The organism is Novosphingobium colocasiae (genome assembly GCF_014652555.1).
Lineage (GTDB): Bacteria > Pseudomonadota > Alphaproteobacteria > Sphingomonadales > Sphingomonadaceae > Novosphingobium > Novosphingobium colocasiae.
In genome coordinates this window covers 1-14546 of the sequence record NZ_BMZA01000004.1, presented here as the reverse complement: position 1 = coordinate 14546, position 14546 = coordinate 1, and the positions used below count along the sequence as shown (strand labels likewise).

The window sequence follows — 14546 nt, the reverse complement described above, 5'->3', positions numbered from 1 at the left end:
GCAACAAGTGTCCCACCATGACCCAGCCAGACAACCAGCCTGCCGATCCCGCCACCGTCGCCGCCCAGGATAGCGGGGCCGGCACGTTGCCGGCGGCGGACGGACAGCCCAAGCCGAAGAAGGATGATGGTTTCTTCGCGTCGATGGCGTGGCTGATCCTGGCGGTGGTGGTGCTGCGCAGCTTCATCATCTCGCCGTTTTCGATCCCCAGTGAATCGATGCTGCCCCGGCTGCTGGTGGGCGATTACCTGTTCGCCTCCAAGTGGTCCTACGGTTTCTCGAAGTATTCGCTGCCGTTCTCGGTGCCGCTGATCCCCGGACGGATTCTGGCGCACCAGCCGGCGCGCGGCGATATCGTCATCTTCAAGGCCCCGCCGTCGAACGATGTCGATTGGGTCAAGCGGGTCATCGGCCTGCCCGGCGATCAGATCCAGATGAAGGGCGGCCAGCTTTTCATCAACGGAAAGTCGGTCCCCAAGGTGAAGACCGATGATTTCGTCGTTCCCGAAAGCCCCAACACGCATTGCTATTCGCCCGAATTCGAAAGCGTGGACGACAAGGGGCTGCCGGTCTGCCGCTATCCCCAGTTCCGCGAGACCCTGCCCGAGGGCAAGAGCTATAACGTCCTTGATCTGGGCCAGATCCCGCGTGACGATACCGCCGTCTACGTCGTCCCCGAAGGCGCGTTGTTCCTGATGGGCGACAACCGCGACAATTCGCTCGACAGCCGCTACAGCACGGACGAAGGCGGCATTTCCTTCGTTCCGCAGGGCAATCTGGTAGGCAAGGCATCGGTGATGATGTTCTCTACCGACGGGTCTGCGAGCTGGATCAAGCCGTGGACCTGGTTCACCGCCGCCCGCTGGAGCCGCATCGGAGGCATGTTCTGACCTTGCTCGATACGGAAACCCGCACATTCATCGAACAGACCACGGGCGCTGCGCCGGGCGATGACCGGCTCTGGACCGCCGCGCTCACCCACGGCAGCACCGGCGACAAGGAAACTTACGAGAGGCTGGAATTTCTGGGCGACCGGGTGCTGGGCCTGACCATCGCCGAATGGCTCTACCAGACCAGCCCCGAAGCCGAGGGCCGGCTGTCGCAACGGCTCAACGCGCTCGTCAGCCGCGCAAGTTGCGCCCAGATCGCCCGCGCCATCGGGCTGGGCCCGCGCATGCGGCTAGGCAAGCAGGCGCGCGACGATGGCGGCCAGGAGAGCGACAATATCCTGGGCGACATCATGGAGGCGCTGATCGGCGCATGCTTCCTGGAACACGGCATGGACGCGGCGCGGCAGATGGTCCGCCGGTTGTGGCAGGAGGCGATGGAAGGCAAGACCGGCAAGCGCAAGCATCCAAAGTCCGCGCTGCAGGAATGGGCCGCAGGCAATCGCCGCCGTATGCCCGAATATCGCCTGCTCGACCGCTCCGGCCCCGATCACGCCCTGGTATTCACGGTTGAAGTGGCCATTCACAACATCGGCGCGGCGCAAGCCACCGCCGGTTCCAAGCAGGACGCCGAAACCCAGGCGGCGGAGGAATTCATGAGGAAATTCGCGTGACGCAACATTGCGGTCTGGTCGCCGTCATCGGCGCGCCCAACGCCGGCAAATCCACGCTGGTCAATGCGCTGGTCGGCCAGAAAGTGGCGATCACCTCGGCCAAGGCGCAGACCACCCGCGCGCGGCTGCTGGGTATTGCCCTTCACGATGACACGCAGATCATCCTCGCCGATACTCCCGGCATTTTCGAACCGCGCCGCCGGCTTGACCGGGCAATGGTCGCCGCCGCGTGGGAAGGCGCGCAGGAAGCCGATGCGGTGCTGCTGGTGGTCGATGCGGTCAAACTGCGCCGCCACGAACTGGAGCCGCTGCTGGAAAGCCTCAAGGGGCGGCGCGAGCGCAAGCTGCTGGTGCTCAACAAGGTCGATGCCTCGGTCAAGGAGAAGCTCCTCGAACTGGCGCAGGAACTGACCACCGCCGTCGATTTCGCCGAAGTGTTCTTCGTTTCCGCGCTCACCGGCGACGGCGTGGCGCAGCTCAAGGGGCATCTTGCGGGCCTGATGCCCGAAAGCCCGTGGCACTATCCCGAGGATCAGGTGTCCGACGCTTCGCAGCGGTTGCTGGCCTGCGAGATCACCCGCGAACAGATCTACCGCCTGCTGCATGATGAACTGCCCTATGACAGCGCGGTCCGGCCCGAAGCCTATGTCGAGCGCAAGGACGGCTCGGTCGAGGTGCGCCAGCAGATCGTCGTCGCCCGCGATAGCCAGAAGGCGATCGTGCTGGGCAAGCGCGGTGCCAAGATCCGCGCCATCGGCGAGGCCGCGCGCACGGAACTGGCGGCCGTTCTGGGCCAGAAAGTCCACCTGTTCCTCCACGTCAAGGTCGAGGAAAACTGGGCGGAAGCACGCGACATCTATGAGGAGATCGGGCTGGAATGGGTAAAGTGACGGGGCGTCTGGGGTTAAGCGCGCTGGCCGGTGTCGCGGCGGCGGCGGTCCTGGCGGGTGTCGGGGCCTGGGTCGGCGCGGGCGCGGTGGCGACGGAAAATCCCCAGCACGCAACGAAGCCGGCACCCAAGCCGGTGGTCGCAGCCACGCCCCTTGCCCAAGCTTCGGGCAAGGAAAAGAAGCGCAAGGCACCGGTCATCTGGAAGCGCAAGGACAAGGCCGTGGTGCGCCAGGCCGAGGATGCGCTGTTCGGCGGCCGCTATGTCGCGCTGGGCAGTTCGTTCGCTGCCGGCCCGGGCCTCGCCCCCGGCAAGCCTCCCGCGCCGGGTGCCCCGGCGCGCTGCGGGCAGAGCATGGCGAACTACCCCACCCTGCTTGCCGAACGGCTGAGCCTGGTGCTGATCGACCGTTCCTGTTCGGGGGCGCAGACCACCAACATCCTGAACTCCTGGGGCGAGATCCCGCCGCAGATCGAAGCGGTGACTCCCGATACCCGGCTGGTCACGCTGACCATCGGCGGCAACGATCTCAACTATGTCGGCAACGCCTTCGCCGCCTCGTGCCGCGCCCAGGTCGCCACCGCATCGCCGGCGCTGCCGGGCGACAAGGCCCGGGTTTGCCCAGCCCTGTTCATCCCCAGCGAGGCGGACTATGCCGCCAACGAGGACCGGCTGCGCCAGATCGTGCGCGAAATCCACCGCCGTGCGCCATCGGCGCGGGTCATGTTCGTCCAGTACCTGACCTTGATACCGACTGCCGATCGCATGTGCGCCGCCGTGGCGATGAGCCCGGAGGATGCCGATGTCCTGCGCACAATCGCCGCGCGGCTGAGCGAGACCATCCTGCGCACCGCCGCCGCCGAAGGGGCGCAGGTGGTGCAGATGAACGAGGCCTCGGCCACGCACACCCCGTGCGACAAGGTGCCGTGGATGAACGGGTCCAAATTCGGGCAGCAGGCTACTGACGGGATCGGCTGGCACCTCAACGCCGCGGGGATGAAAGCCACGGCGGACGGCATCGCCTACTGGCTCACGTCTCCGGCCCGGCGCATCTTCGACCCCCGTTTCGAACCCGCGCCCGCGCAAATTGCCCAGCCAACCCCCGCACCGACATCGCCGGCCCCCGGCTTCGGTTCGGCACCGGTGTCAGCGGCAGGCACAGCATCGGCCGTGCCCGCCCCGAAAAACAGATAACCAATTGAAATAGAAAGATGGCTCGTTGATCCGAACTCATAGCCCTCTCCCCTTCAGGCTACCGCATGCACACATCGCGGTTCGAGCCAATTTCGCTTTCGAAAATTGCGCGAAAGTGGCGGCTGGGATTCTAAATCGAATCCATTTGGCCGTCTCCGGATTCCATTCAGCATCCTAAAATGAGCCAAAACACGATGTGTGCATGCGGTAGCCCCTTCAGGGGAGAGGGTTGGGAGAGGGGGATGGTGCCGCTTCGCCCCTCTCTACTCCGGCTAGGCGGCAAGCCGCCAAGCCTGCGTATCTCTCCCCTGAAGGGGAGAGAGCAACATGAGTCAAAGTTATCGAGACTTGGTAGAAGTTGGTGATGATAAGGCGGTGACGGCTTCCTGCGCCACAGCACCGGAAGCCCCGCAAAATTCATCCCGCCAGCAACCGCGCGATGTCCTTTTCCAGCGCTTCGGGCTTGGTGGTCGGGCCATAGCGGCGCACGGGGTGGCCGCTGCGGTCGATCAGGAACTTGGTGAAGTTCCACTTGATCGCCCGGGTGCCGAGCAGCCCCGGGGCAGCCTGCTTCAGCCACCTGAACAGCGGAGCGGCGTCAGGGCCGTTGACGTCCACCTTGGCCATGAGCGGGAACGAGAGGCCGAAGTTCACCGCGCAGAACTGCGCGATCTCCTCCGCACTGCCGGGTTCCTGCGCGCCGAACTGGTTGCACGGGAATGCCAGCACTTCGAAACACTGCGGCCCGAACTTGCGCCACAGCGTTTCGAGGCCGGCATATTGCGGGGTGAAGCCGCACTGGCTGGCGGTATTGACCACCAGCACCACCTTGCCCAGCCGATCCGCCAGGCTGGCCGATCCGCCTTGGGGCAGATCGGCCGAGAAATCGGCGATCGTGCGGCGATCAGCCATGCGGGGCGGGGAAATCGGGCCGTCTGGACAGGGTACGAATCTCGCCGGCTTTGAACAGGCGATCGCCTTCTTTCTGGATCGCGTATTCGTCCTGGTGATCTTCGGGCAGGTCCATCACGAACCGGATCAGTTCGGCGAAGCTGCCGCGACGGATGGTCTTGAAACGATGGAACAGTCCGCCGCCGTCGGCGCATTTGTGCAGTTCGGCGGCATCGCCCCATCCGAACCCCGCCGGCTTGCCTGTTTCGCCCTGAACCGTCCCAGGAGTATCGGTCATCGCGGCCTTCCTTTCTTCTGGTCTTGCGTGCCTTTCCACAATCTGGCGCTGGGAAAGCCCTGGTTCAACGCACCAAAAGCAAAAAAGTCACTCTTCCAGAATACCGTCGTGCAGGCGGACCACGCGGTCCATCGCGGCCGCCAGCCGTTCATTGTGCGTGGCGACCAGCGCGGCGCTGCCCTCTCCGCGCACCAGCGCAAGGAACTGCTGAAACACCTTGTCCGCCGTCGCTTCATCAAGGTTGCCGGTCGGCTCGTCAGCCAGCACCAGCCGGGGCCGGTTGGCCAGCGCCCGCGCCACCGCCACGCGCTGCTGCTCGCCGCCGGAAAGCTGGCTGGGCCGGTGATCGAGCCGTTGGCCAAGACCCAGCGCTGTCAGCAGTTCGGTGGCCCGCACCTCGGCATCGCCGCGCGGCGTGTCGGCGACCAATTGGGGCAGCACCACGTTCTCGATCGCGTTGAAATCGGGCAGCAGGTGGTGGAACTGATAGACGAAGCCGATGTGATCGCGCCGCACCGCCGCGCGCATGTCCTTGCCCAGCTTGCTGGCGTCTATACCGGCAATCTCGATCCTGCCGCCAAACCCGCCTTCAAGCAGGCCGATCGCCTGCAGCAACGTCGATTTGCCCGAGCCCGAAGGCCCCAACAGCGCAACGATCTCGCCCGGCCGCACCGACAGGTTGACACCGCGCAACACATCGATCGTCACCCCCCCTTGGGCGAAGCTGCGGGTCACGCCGGCAAGGCGGACGACGGGGCTGCCCGCTGTCATCGTTTCCTCATTCATAGCGCAGCACCTGTACGGGATCGGTACTCGCCGCCTTCAACGCGGGATAGAGCGTGGCGAGGAAGCTGAACAGCAAGGCCATGACGCAGATGACCGAGATTTCGACCGGATCGGCCCGCGCCGGCAGTTCGGTGAGGAAACGGATTGAAGGGTCCCACAGGTTCTGGCCGGTGACGATCTCTACCAGCCGGACGATCGGCTGGCGGAAATAGAGGAACACGAAGCCCAGCACCAACCCCGCCAGCGTGCCCAGCATGCCGATGCAGAAACCGGTGGTGACGAATATCTTCAACAGTGAACGGCGGGTCGCGCCCATGGTGCGCAGGATCGCGATGTCGCGGGTCTTGGCGCGCACCAGCATGATCAGGGAACTGAGGATGTTGAACACCGCCACCAGCACGATGATCGAAAGGACGACGAACATCGCCACCCGTTCCACGGCCAGCGCCTCGAACAGCGATGCGTTCATCTTCTTCCAGTCGGACACTGCCGCGCGGCCGGCCAGCTTGCGGGTCAGCGGGGCGAGGATCGGCCCGACCTGATCGGGATCGGTCGTCGTCACCTCGATCATGCCGATGGTGTCGCCGGTCAGCAGCAGCGTCTGGGCATCCTGCATCGGCATCACCACGAAGGCCTGATCGTAATCGTAGACACCGATCTCGAAGATGGTGGCCACCCGGTAAGCAACTTGTCGGGGCACGGTCCCGAACGGCGTCGCGCGGCCTTGCGGATTGATGACGGTGATCATGTCGCCCACTTGCGCGCCGAGGTTCTGCGCCAGTTGCGATCCGATCGCCACGCTATCGGCACCGGGTTTGAGGTCGGCCAGGCTCCCCGCCTGGACCTTGTCCTGCAACCGGCCGAGGTCTTCGGGCGTGTTGCCGCGCACCAGAATCGCTTCGACACGGCCGTTGAAGCTTGCCAGCAGCGGCTGCTCGATCAGCGGCGACGCGCGGGTGACGCCGGGCGTCGCCTTCACTTCTTTCAGCACTTCGCGCCAATCGTCGAGCCGGCCACCGTAGGCCTGGATGATCGCGTGGCCGTTAAGCCCGACGATCTTCTCGAACAGTTCGGCGCGAAATCCGTTCATCACGCTCATCACGATCACCAGCGCGGCGACCCCCAGCATGACCGCGAACAGGCTGATACCGGCAACGAGAGCGATGAATCGCTCCCCCTTGCCGGGAAGCATGTAGCGCTTGGCGATAGTCCATTCGAAGGGTGAGAGCAGCAAGCGGCGTGGTCCGTCGATGCGAGGGGATGAATGACAAGGCCCGCACTTAGGCGGCACGCGGGAGACTGGCAAGCGGCGCGGGTGAGCCGCGTCCGGGCGCAGCACAAACGTCATCGCGCGGTCATGGTTCCGATATAGGCTGCAGCAAATCCGGCACGCCTGCGTCCCGATTCCCGCCAGGCCGTTCTTTCCCTTGCATTTGGGATCGACTGACGCCAAATGCGCGGACGTTTTGAAGCGCCAAGGCGGCCGGACACACCCATGAACCTGACACACCCCTTCCGTGATGCCGACGGGGACAAGCTGCACGAAGAGTGCGGCGTTTTCGGCGTCATCGGCGCTCCCGGCGCCGCGAGCATCGCGGCTGCGGGGCTGCATTCGCTTCAGCATCGCGGCCAGGAGGCGGTGGGCATCACCAGCTTCGACGGCAGCGAATTCTATTCGCACCGGGGCCTGGGCCATGTCGCGCAGGTCTTTTCGGGCCGCGAGCTGGCCAACCTGCCCGGCTCCATGGCGTCCGGTCATGTGCGGTATTCCACCACCGGTGGCTCGGGCCTGCGCAATGTCCAGCCGCTGTTCGCTGACCTTGCTTCCGGCGGGTTCTCGATCGCACACAACGGCAACATCTCGAACGCGATGACGCTGAAGCGCGATCTGGTGTCCAAGGGGTCGATCTTCCAGTCGACTTCCGACACCGAAGTCATCATCCATCTGGTCGCGACCAGCCGCTATCCCACCCTGCTCGATCGTTTCGTCGATGCGCTGCGGATGGTCGAAGGCGCCTATTCGCTGATCTGCATGACCGCCGAAGGCATCATCGCCTGCCGCGATCCGCTGGGCATCCGCCCGCTAGTGATGGGCCGCATCGGCGATGCCACGGTGTTCGCGTCCGAAACCGTCGCTTTCGACGTCATCGGGGCCGAATTCATCCGCTCGATCGAACCGGGCGAACTGGTCCAGGTCGATCACAAGGGCACGATTTCCAGCCACCGCCCGTTCGGCGACCCTTCGCCGCGCCCCTGCATCTTCGAGCACGTCTATTTCAGCCGTCCCGATTCGGTGATGGATGGCCGCTCGGTCTATGAAGTGCGCAAGCAGATCGGCAAGGAACTGGCCAAGGAATCGAGCGTCAGCGCCGATCTGGTGATCCCGGTTCCCGACAGCGGCGTGCCGGCCGCGATCGGCTTCGCGCAGGAATCGGGCATACCGTTCGAACTGGGCATCATCCGCTCGCACTATGTCGGCCGCACCTTCATCCAGCCCGGCGAACAGGCCCGCAACACCGACGTCAAGCGCAAGCACAACGCCAACCGTGCCATCGTCGAAGGCAAGCGGATCATCCTGATCGACGATTCGATCGTGCGCGGCACCACTTCGCTCAAGATCGTCGAGATGATGCGCGATGCCGGGGCGGCCGAAGTCCACATGCGCATCGCCAGCCCGCCGACCGAGCATTCCTGCTTCTACGGCGTCGATACCCCCGAACGCTCCAAACTGCTGGCCGCCAACATGGACACCGAGGCGATGGCCCGGTTCATCAAGGCCGACAGCCTGGCCTTCGTCTCGATCGACGGGCTTTACCGCGCCGTGGGCGAACCCAAGCGCAACGCCAAGTGCCCGCAGTTCTGCGACGCCTGCTTCTCCGGCGAATACCCCACCCGCCTGACCGACTTTTCCGGCCGCGCCAACGCCGAGCGTGACGCGGCGTGAGCGACGGTCAGTTTGCAGGCCAGATCGCCCTCGTCACGGGGGCGAGCAAGGGCATCGGCGCGGCCACCGCGATCGCGGTGGCAGCCGAGGGCGCGCACGTTCTCCTGACCGGGCGTGACACCAAGGCGCTGGAAGCGGTCGAGGACCACATCTTCCAGGCCGGCGGCAGCGCCACGATCGCGCCGGTCGATCTGGTCGAGCCGGACGGCATCGCACGCCTGGCAACGGCCGTGCTGGAACGCTGGGGCAAGCTCGATATCCTCGTCATCGCCGCCGCGCTGCTGCCCGAACTGACGGCCGTGGCCCAGATCGACCAGAAGGCCTTCAACAAGGCGCTGACGGTCAATCTGCTGGCCACCCAGGCGCTCATCGCCAACTTCGATCCGCTGCTGCGCAAGAGCGCAGACGCGCGGGTGATCGGGCTGACGACGACGGTGGCGGAAAAGCCGCGCGCTTACTGGGGTGCTTATGGTGCCACCAAGGCCGCGTTCGAGGTGCTGCTCGATTGCTACGCGCAGGAAGTGGCGAACATCTCCAAAATCCGCGTTGCGCTTTACAATCCCGGTGCCACCCGCACCGCCATGCGCGCCCGCGCCTATCCCGGCGAAGATCCGGCATCGGTGAAGCCGCCCGAGGCCGTGGCCGAAGCGCTGATCGCGCTGCTTGGTAAACAATTCCCCTCTCCCACCCGGCTTTCCTTTAACCAACCTGCGTAAGTCGCGGGTAACCGCCCGGTGACATCTTCGGCAATCGCGGGCCCGCATCTCGGGCCGCGTCGCTTCCAAGGATGCCGCCGATGCCCGGGCTGGATCAGGATCGATACCAGATCGCTGCGCAGGAAGATCGCAGCGGCTATCGCAACCGCACTTCGGTCCCGGCATCACTGCGGGCATCGGGCGGCCGCGCATTCCAGACCGTGGTGCGCGACCTTTCGGTGTCGGGCTTTTCGGCAACCGCGATCAGCTTCGTCCATCCCGGCACCCGTTGCTGGCTCACCATGCCCGGCCTCGACAGCCAGGCGGCGCGGGTGGTGTGGTGGGAATCCGGCGTGGTCGGTTGCGCGTTCGAAGACCTGCTGGACCCGGACCTGTTCGAAGGCGTGCTGGAACGCTGGCAGAATCGCGGCGGCATGCCCGCAGGCCGGTGAACCGCTTTATCCGGGCCGCACCAGCGTCACTTGCGCGACATCGATGCCGCGCCCCAGGAACCCACCCTCGCAATAGCTGAGGTAATAGCGCCAGAAGCGCACGAAGCGCTGATCGAAACCGGCGGGTAGCCGCCCGTCCCGCACCGCCGCGTCGAACGCTTCGCGCCATTCGCGCAAGGTCCGGGCGTAATCGAGGCCGAAGCCCTGCCGATCCTGCCACTGCAGACCCCGCTCCTCGGCCAGCGCGCGGAACTCGCTTTCCTTGATGAGCAGCCCGCCCGGGAACACATATGCCTGGATGAAGTCGGCACTGCGGGCATAGGCTTCGAACAGATCATCGCGCAGGGCGATATACTGGATCGCCGCCCGGCCACCCGGCTTCAGGTTGCGGGCGATGCAGTCCATGTAATCGGGCCAGAACTCACGCCCTACCGCCTCCACCATCTCGATCGAGACGATGGCGTCATAGGCCCCGTCGACATCGCGGTAATCCTGCTTGCGAAAGTCTACCGATCCCTGCTCCAGGTTCCAGTGATCGCGCGCAAACGCCAGTTGCTCGTCCGAAAGGCTGATCGCATCGACGTGAACATTGCGGTTGCTGGCGAGGAACGCCGCCGTCGTGCCCCAGCCGCAGCCGATCTCCAGCACCCGCGCGCCTTCATCAAGGTCCAGCCGCTCGACAATGGCATCGATCTTGGCCGCCTGCGCCCGGTCGAGCGGAGAGAAGAACTGCCCCATCGCATCCGGCCCCTCCGGCAGCCGCTCGTACAGCGCGCTGGAATAGAGCATCGTCTCGCCCAGCCAGGCGGCGTAGAAATCGTTGCCGAGATCGTAGTGGGCGTGAATGTTGGTCAGTGCGCCTTCGCGGGTGTTGCGGTGCAGGCGGTGGAGCATCCGCGCCAGCAGCCGCCACGGCCCGTGCGCCCGCGCCGTGCCGCCCAGCGCTTGCGCATTGTCCATGAACAGCGCGAACAGCGGCACCATGTCCGGACTGTCCCATTCGCCGTTAGCCCAGGCCTGATACCAGCCGACCGAGCCACCGGTCGCCAGACGAAGCAGCGCACGCCAGTTCCGGACGTGAACCTCGCAGGACATGCCCGCCAGCCGCCCACCCAGAATGCGCGATGTTCCGTCCGGAAACGTCGCGGCGATGGTGCCGCGTTCCAGACCGGCGTCGATCCGGTCGAGTATCCGTGCGATTCCGCCCGACCACAGGCGCGCCAGCCATTGCGGACCGATGCCGATGGCTCGGCCCGCTGTGGTCAATTCCTCGCCCCTGGCAGTTTGCGCGGTCATCGTGCCAATATGGTCCGGCAATCGGGTCAGGACAATCCGTCCGGTCGGCTCAGCCGCGATGATCGCTCCACGCGGCCAACGCCCGCTCGCGCGCCGCCTTGTGATCGATCAGCGGCACCGGATAGTCCTTGGGCCGGCGACCCGGCGACGGATCGTGGATATCTGCGTCAGACAGGCCTGCCAGTTCGGGGACCCACTGGCGGATATAGTCGGCCGCATCGAATTTTTCCGATTGCGACAGCGGAGCCATGATCCGCACGAACATCTGCGCATCGACACCCGACCCCGCCGACCATTGCCAGTTCACCGCGTTGCTGGCGTAATCGGCATCGACCAGCGTATCCCAGAACCACCGCTCGCCCTCGCGCCAGTCGATCAGCAGATGCTTGATGAGGAAACTGGCGGCAATCATCCGCACCCGGTTGTGCATCCACCCGGTGTGCCAGAGCTGGCGCATCCCGGCATCGACGATGGGATAGCCGGTGCGCCCCTGCTGCCATGCCGCCATGTCTGCGGCGGCCGCCTTGCCCGATCGCCACGCGAACGCATCAAACCCCTCCTTGGCCGATTTTCCGCCGTAATCGGGAAACTGGAGGATCACGTTCTGCGCATAGTCGCGCCAGCCTAGTTCACCCAGGAATGTGCCGACCGACCCGCCGGCATCGGCCACGGCGTGCCATACCCTGGCAGGCGAAATCTCGCCGAAATGGAGATGGGGTGACAGGAACGAAGTCCCATCGTCCGACGGCAGGTTGCGGCGCGCTTCATAGCGCGACGCCGCATCGGCAAAGGCCCGCAAGCACTTCGCCGCGCCCGCCTCGCCCGGCTGCCACATCGCGCGCATGCCCCCCGCCCAGTCGGGCCGGCTTGGCAGCAGCTTCCAGTCCGCCAGCGCATCAGATCGCGGCCACTGGGCCGGCGCTGTGATGGTGTGCGGGCGCGGCGTGGGCTCGGGCGGGGGCATACGTTCGTTGAGCGCGCGCCAGAACGGGGTGTAGATCTTGTAGGGATTGCCGGCACCCGTCGTCACCGATCCGGGCGGGGCCAGGTAATTGCCATGGTGCAGGCACAGCGTCAGCTTTGCCGCCAGCGCCTTCTCGGCATTGCGCCACCAGGGTTCGTAGTGGTGCAGCGCGTGGACCTCCTGCGCCCCGGTTTCTTCGGCCAGTTCCGCCAGCACCTGAGCGCTGACACCCCGGCGCAGGATCAGCCGCGACCCCTTTTCGCGCAGCGCGGCATCAAGGCTTTCCAGCGAACGGTGCAGCCACCACCGCGAAGCGCCGCCCATCCTGCGGTGCCTTGGCGTCTCGTCATCCATTACGTAGACAGGGATCACCGGGCCTTGTGCTGACGCTTCGGCAAGCGCAGCCTGATCGGACAGGCGCAGATCGCGGCGAAACCAGACGATGACGGGGGAAGGCATGAGCGTGCAACGACTCCACGAGAATGGCGTTCCCTAGCGCAATGGTCGTCGCCTCCGAAACCGTCATCCTGCCGCGCCGCGGCTTTCGCATCGATCCGGGCAAGGCCCTGCCGCTGGGCCTCGCCTGCTGGGCCGGCTTCGCGCTGGTTGCCTGGGCAGTGCGGACCGGCCACGCCGAGACCATCGATCAGCTTGGACTGCTGTTCTGGCGCGATGCCACGCTTGCCCCCTCGGGCCCGAAATGGCTGCTCGAGGCCGTGCGCGACGTCACGGGCCTCGGCGGCGTGCTGCTGCGCAACCTGTTCGGCCTCGCCGCGATCTCCGCACTGCTGTTCCTGCGGCTGCGGCGCGAGGCGGTGCTGTTCGCATTGACGGTGGCGAGCGGGTGGCTGGTCAACTCGCTCGTCAAACACCTCGTCGGCCGCGCCCGGCCGGAGATCGTGCCCCACCTCACCGAGGCCGGCGGCAACAGCTTCCCGAGCGGGCACAGCTTTAATTCGGCGGTGGTCTATATCGCCATGGCCCTGGCCTTCGCCGCGTTGAGCAGCCGCGCCGCCGTGCGCCACACGGTGATCTGCGCCGCGCTGGTCGTCAGCCTTGCCATCGCCTGGACGCGGGTCTGGCTCGGCGTTCACTGGCCAAGCGACGTCATCGCCGGCTGGCTGGGCGGTACCGGCTGGGCATTCCTCGCCAGCGCGGTGCTGTATCGCCCGGCGAAGGCGGCGGCCGAAAACATTCCTATTGCCGAATTTTCACCGGATAACTGACGGATACCGTGAACCGATCGCGCAAGGAAGGCGCATCGAACCGTGCGTCACGAAAGGTCACCTTTACCACCCCGCCGTTCTGCACGACTTGCGCCATTGGCATTTGCGACCACGCGAGAAACGACTGCAATCGGCGGTCTAGGCTTTGTGCAGCCCGGCGAACGCGTGGATCATTCATGTAGTCCGGCTGCGCAGCCGAGAATTCCACAAGCCCCGTCGGGTGGCGCAAAGGATCATAGCGTCCATGCGTGATCGCACCTTGCTGCCGCCAGACGATATCCCGCCGCCAGAAGGCGATGGGCTCAGGCGATGCGAAAATCCTGTCCGGCCTGGCATACGGGGCATCTGCTTCGACGGCGGCATAGGCTTGTCGGGAGATGCCTATATTTATCAGGACGAATACGATGGTGGCCGCAATTGCGGCGAGAGCCGGGCGACCAGCGCAATGCGCGCCTGTGTTCCACCTTCGCCGGGCAATGGCAACGCCAAGGCCACATATCACCAACAGCCACGGCGAAATGATAAACAATCCATCGGTGTGGAACCAGCGGTCGCTTAACGGAGAGAACAGTTCGACCGCATAGACGTTCTGGAGATCAAGCAACGAATGCGTCAAGGCACCCAGATAGCACAGCGCGATCAGCCATCCGAACCGCATCGGCCAATGCGGCAACGATGAACCGACACGCCACTGCTGCCAGCGATCAAGCAGCCAAAGCAGCCCGGCCAGCACCGGCGGCATCAACAGAACCCCGCCGACCAGCCCGTGGGTGAACCCGCGGTGCATCGCCAGCGGCGGCCATGGTGCCCCACCGAACAAAACATCGATATCCGGCATGTTGGCGGCCAGGATACAGGCAGCCGTACCTTTGCGCGTGAGCCGTTTTAGGCCAGTCTCGGCCAGCGCCCAGCCGACGAGGCTGTGGGTCAGGTTATCCAAAAGCCTGACCCGACTCTCTCAGTCCATCAGGCCGTGCGCGGCCTCGGCTTCGGTGACCGTCCAGGTCTGGCCCTTGGCGAGCAGCTTGGTGAGGTTCGGCTCCTTGCCGGCGATCAGCTTGGCGCGTTCCTCGACAACCTGGCTTTCGAAGGTGGGGCGCGGATCGTCGTAGATCACGCCGAGCGCCATCGGGAACGGGCCAAACGGCATTTCCACCAGCATGTGGGCGAGACCCCGGTTGCGCACGTTGTGCACCGCGACGCCGGCCGCCTTCCAGTCCCCCCCGGTCACGTCGACTACCTTGAGCGTCAGCGTGTCATGATCGAGCGACAGGCCCTTGGTGCCCTTGGCGAACAGCAGCGGTTCGCCGTCGTTGCACCAGATCTGGTTGTCCGATGCCACCCCCTTGG

General features: G+C 65.3%; 15 protein-coding genes and 1 pseudogene. 8 read left to right on the top strand and 8 right to left on the bottom strand.

All coding sequences use genetic code 11. The annotated features are described in order from the left end of the window. Positions 1 to 17: 17 nt before the first annotated feature. From lepB to IE122_RS07595, 4 genes are read left to right on the top strand one after another with little or no spacing between them, the layout of a single operon-like run. Entirely contained in the window at positions 18 to 890 is an 873-nt protein-coding gene (lepB, locus tag IE122_RS07610) for a signal peptidase I (RefSeq protein ID WP_189620569.1), read from the top strand. A gap of 2 nt (positions 891 to 892) precedes the next feature. Beyond that, positions 893 to 1561 (top strand): ribonuclease III, encoded by a 669-nt coding sequence (gene rnc / locus IE122_RS07605; RefSeq protein WP_189620568.1) that lies wholly within the window; start codon positions 893 to 895, stop codon positions 1559 to 1561. Further along, the gene (gene era / locus IE122_RS07600) at positions 1558 to 2451 is read left to right on the top strand and encodes a GTPase Era (protein WP_189620567.1); all 894 of its coding nucleotides are present in this window, start codon (positions 1558 to 1560) and stop codon (positions 2449 to 2451) included. The genes rnc and era overlap by 4 nt, the downstream gene beginning before the upstream one ends. After that, positions 2439 to 3644, top strand: coding sequence for an SGNH/GDSL hydrolase family protein (locus IE122_RS07595; RefSeq protein WP_189620566.1), 1206 nt, complete (start codon positions 2439 to 2441; stop codon positions 3642 to 3644). Before era ends, IE122_RS07595 begins: the two co-directional genes overlap by 13 nt. A 417-nt stretch (positions 3645 to 4061) precedes the next feature. On the opposite strand, the gene IE122_RS07590 is transcribed toward IE122_RS07595, so the two are convergent. The 4 genes from IE122_RS07590 to IE122_RS07575 all read right to left on the bottom strand — a co-directional run bounded on the left by IE122_RS07590 (position 4062) and on the right by IE122_RS07575 (position 6853). Further along, positions 4062 to 4556, bottom strand: a complete 495-nt coding sequence (locus tag IE122_RS07590; protein ID WP_189620565.1) for a glutathione peroxidase — start codon at positions 4554 to 4556, stop codon at positions 4062 to 4064. Further along, positions 4549 to 4833, bottom strand: a complete 285-nt coding sequence (locus tag IE122_RS07585) for a hypothetical protein (RefSeq protein ID WP_189620564.1) — start codon at positions 4831 to 4833, stop codon at positions 4549 to 4551. The genes IE122_RS07590 and IE122_RS07585 overlap by 8 nt, the downstream gene beginning before the upstream one ends. 87 nt (positions 4834 to 4920) lie before the next feature. Then, complete coding sequence (locus IE122_RS07580; RefSeq protein WP_229813885.1) at positions 4921 to 5604, bottom strand: ABC transporter ATP-binding protein; 684 nt, start codon at positions 5602 to 5604, stop codon at positions 4921 to 4923. A 7-nt stretch (positions 5605 to 5611) separates the two neighbouring features. Beyond that, complete coding sequence (locus IE122_RS07575) at positions 5612 to 6853, bottom strand: lipoprotein-releasing ABC transporter permease subunit (RefSeq protein ID WP_189620562.1); 1242 nt, start codon at positions 6851 to 6853, stop codon at positions 5612 to 5614. Positions 6854 to 7114: 261 nt separating this feature from the next. On the opposite strand from IE122_RS07575, the gene purF reads away from it, so the two are divergent. The 3 genes from purF (at position 7115) to IE122_RS07560 (ending at position 9710) form a co-directional block, all read left to right on the top strand. Further along, positions 7115 to 8563, top strand: a complete 1449-nt coding sequence (gene purF / locus IE122_RS07570) for an amidophosphoribosyltransferase (protein WP_189620561.1) — start codon at positions 7115 to 7117, stop codon at positions 8561 to 8563. Further along, positions 8560 to 9279, top strand: coding sequence for an SDR family NAD(P)-dependent oxidoreductase (locus tag IE122_RS07565; protein WP_189620560.1), 720 nt, complete (start codon positions 8560 to 8562; stop codon positions 9277 to 9279). Before purF ends, IE122_RS07565 begins: the two co-directional genes overlap by 4 nt. Positions 9280 to 9359: 80 nt before the next feature. Continuing rightward, positions 9360 to 9710: a PilZ domain-containing protein gene (locus IE122_RS07560; protein WP_189620559.1), complete on the top strand. Its 351-nt coding sequence runs from the start codon at positions 9360 to 9362 to the stop codon at positions 9708 to 9710. A gap of 6 nt (positions 9711 to 9716) precedes the next feature. Here IE122_RS07560 and IE122_RS07555 read toward each other — a convergent pair whose 3' ends face one another. Beyond that, on the bottom strand, positions 9717 to 11006 hold the full coding sequence (locus IE122_RS07555) for an SAM-dependent methyltransferase (RefSeq protein ID WP_189620558.1): 1290 nt from the start codon (positions 11004 to 11006) through the stop codon (positions 9717 to 9719). Positions 11007 to 11055: 49 nt separating this feature from the next. Next, a complete protein-coding gene (locus IE122_RS07550) occupies positions 11056 to 12429 on the bottom strand; it encodes a cryptochrome/photolyase family protein (RefSeq protein ID WP_189620557.1) in 1374 nt (457 codons plus the stop codon). Between the two features lie 41 nt (positions 12430 to 12470). On the opposite strand from IE122_RS07550, the gene IE122_RS07545 reads away from it, so the two are divergent. After that, on the top strand, positions 12471 to 13196 hold the full coding sequence (locus tag IE122_RS07545; protein ID WP_189620556.1) for a phosphatase PAP2 family protein: 726 nt from the start codon (positions 12471 to 12473) through the stop codon (positions 13194 to 13196). On the opposite strand, the gene IE122_RS07540 is transcribed toward IE122_RS07545, so the two are convergent. Beyond that, complete coding sequence (locus IE122_RS07540; protein ID WP_189620555.1) at positions 13168 to 14136, bottom strand: metal-dependent hydrolase; 969 nt, start codon at positions 14134 to 14136, stop codon at positions 13168 to 13170. The two genes, IE122_RS07545 and IE122_RS07540, sit on opposite strands and share 29 nt — an antisense overlap. Before the next feature lie 18 nt (positions 14137 to 14154). Next, positions 14155 to 14546 (bottom strand): annotated as a pseudogene (locus IE122_RS07535) (2-oxoacid:ferredoxin oxidoreductase subunit beta); the annotation flags it as partial.

Bases quoted from the DNA above. Each gene is read 5' to 3' on its own strand.
- IE122_RS07595 (WP_189620566.1), top strand. From the start codon at position 2,439: ATGGGTAAAGTGACGGGGCGTCTGGGGTTAAGCGCGCTGGCCGGTGTC.
- purF (WP_189620561.1), top strand. From the start codon at position 7,115: ATGAACCTGACACACCCCTTCCGTGATGCCGACGGGGACAAGCTGCAC.
- IE122_RS07585 (WP_189620564.1), bottom strand. From the start codon at position 4,833: ATGACCGATACTCCTGGGACGGTTCAGGGCGAAACAGGCAAGCCGGCG.
- IE122_RS07555 (WP_189620558.1), bottom strand. From the start codon at position 11,006: ATGACCGCGCAAACTGCCAGGGGCGAGGAATTGACCACAGCGGGCCGA.
- IE122_RS07560 (WP_189620559.1), top strand. From the start codon at position 9,360: ATGCCCGGGCTGGATCAGGATCGATACCAGATCGCTGCGCAGGAAGAT.
- lepB (WP_189620569.1), top strand. From the start codon at position 18: ATGACCCAGCCAGACAACCAGCCTGCCGATCCCGCCACCGTCGCCGCC.
- IE122_RS07550 (WP_189620557.1), bottom strand. From the start codon at position 12,429: ATGCCTTCCCCCGTCATCGTCTGGTTTCGCCGCGATCTGCGCCTGTCC.
- IE122_RS07580 (WP_229813885.1), bottom strand. From the start codon at position 5,604: ATGACAGCGGGCAGCCCCGTCGTCCGCCTTGCCGGCGTGACCCGCAGC.
- IE122_RS07545 (WP_189620556.1), top strand. From the start codon at position 12,471: ATGGTCGTCGCCTCCGAAACCGTCATCCTGCCGCGCCGCGGCTTTCGC.
- IE122_RS07590 (WP_189620565.1), bottom strand. From the start codon at position 4,556: ATGGCTGATCGCCGCACGATCGCCGATTTCTCGGCCGATCTGCCCCAA.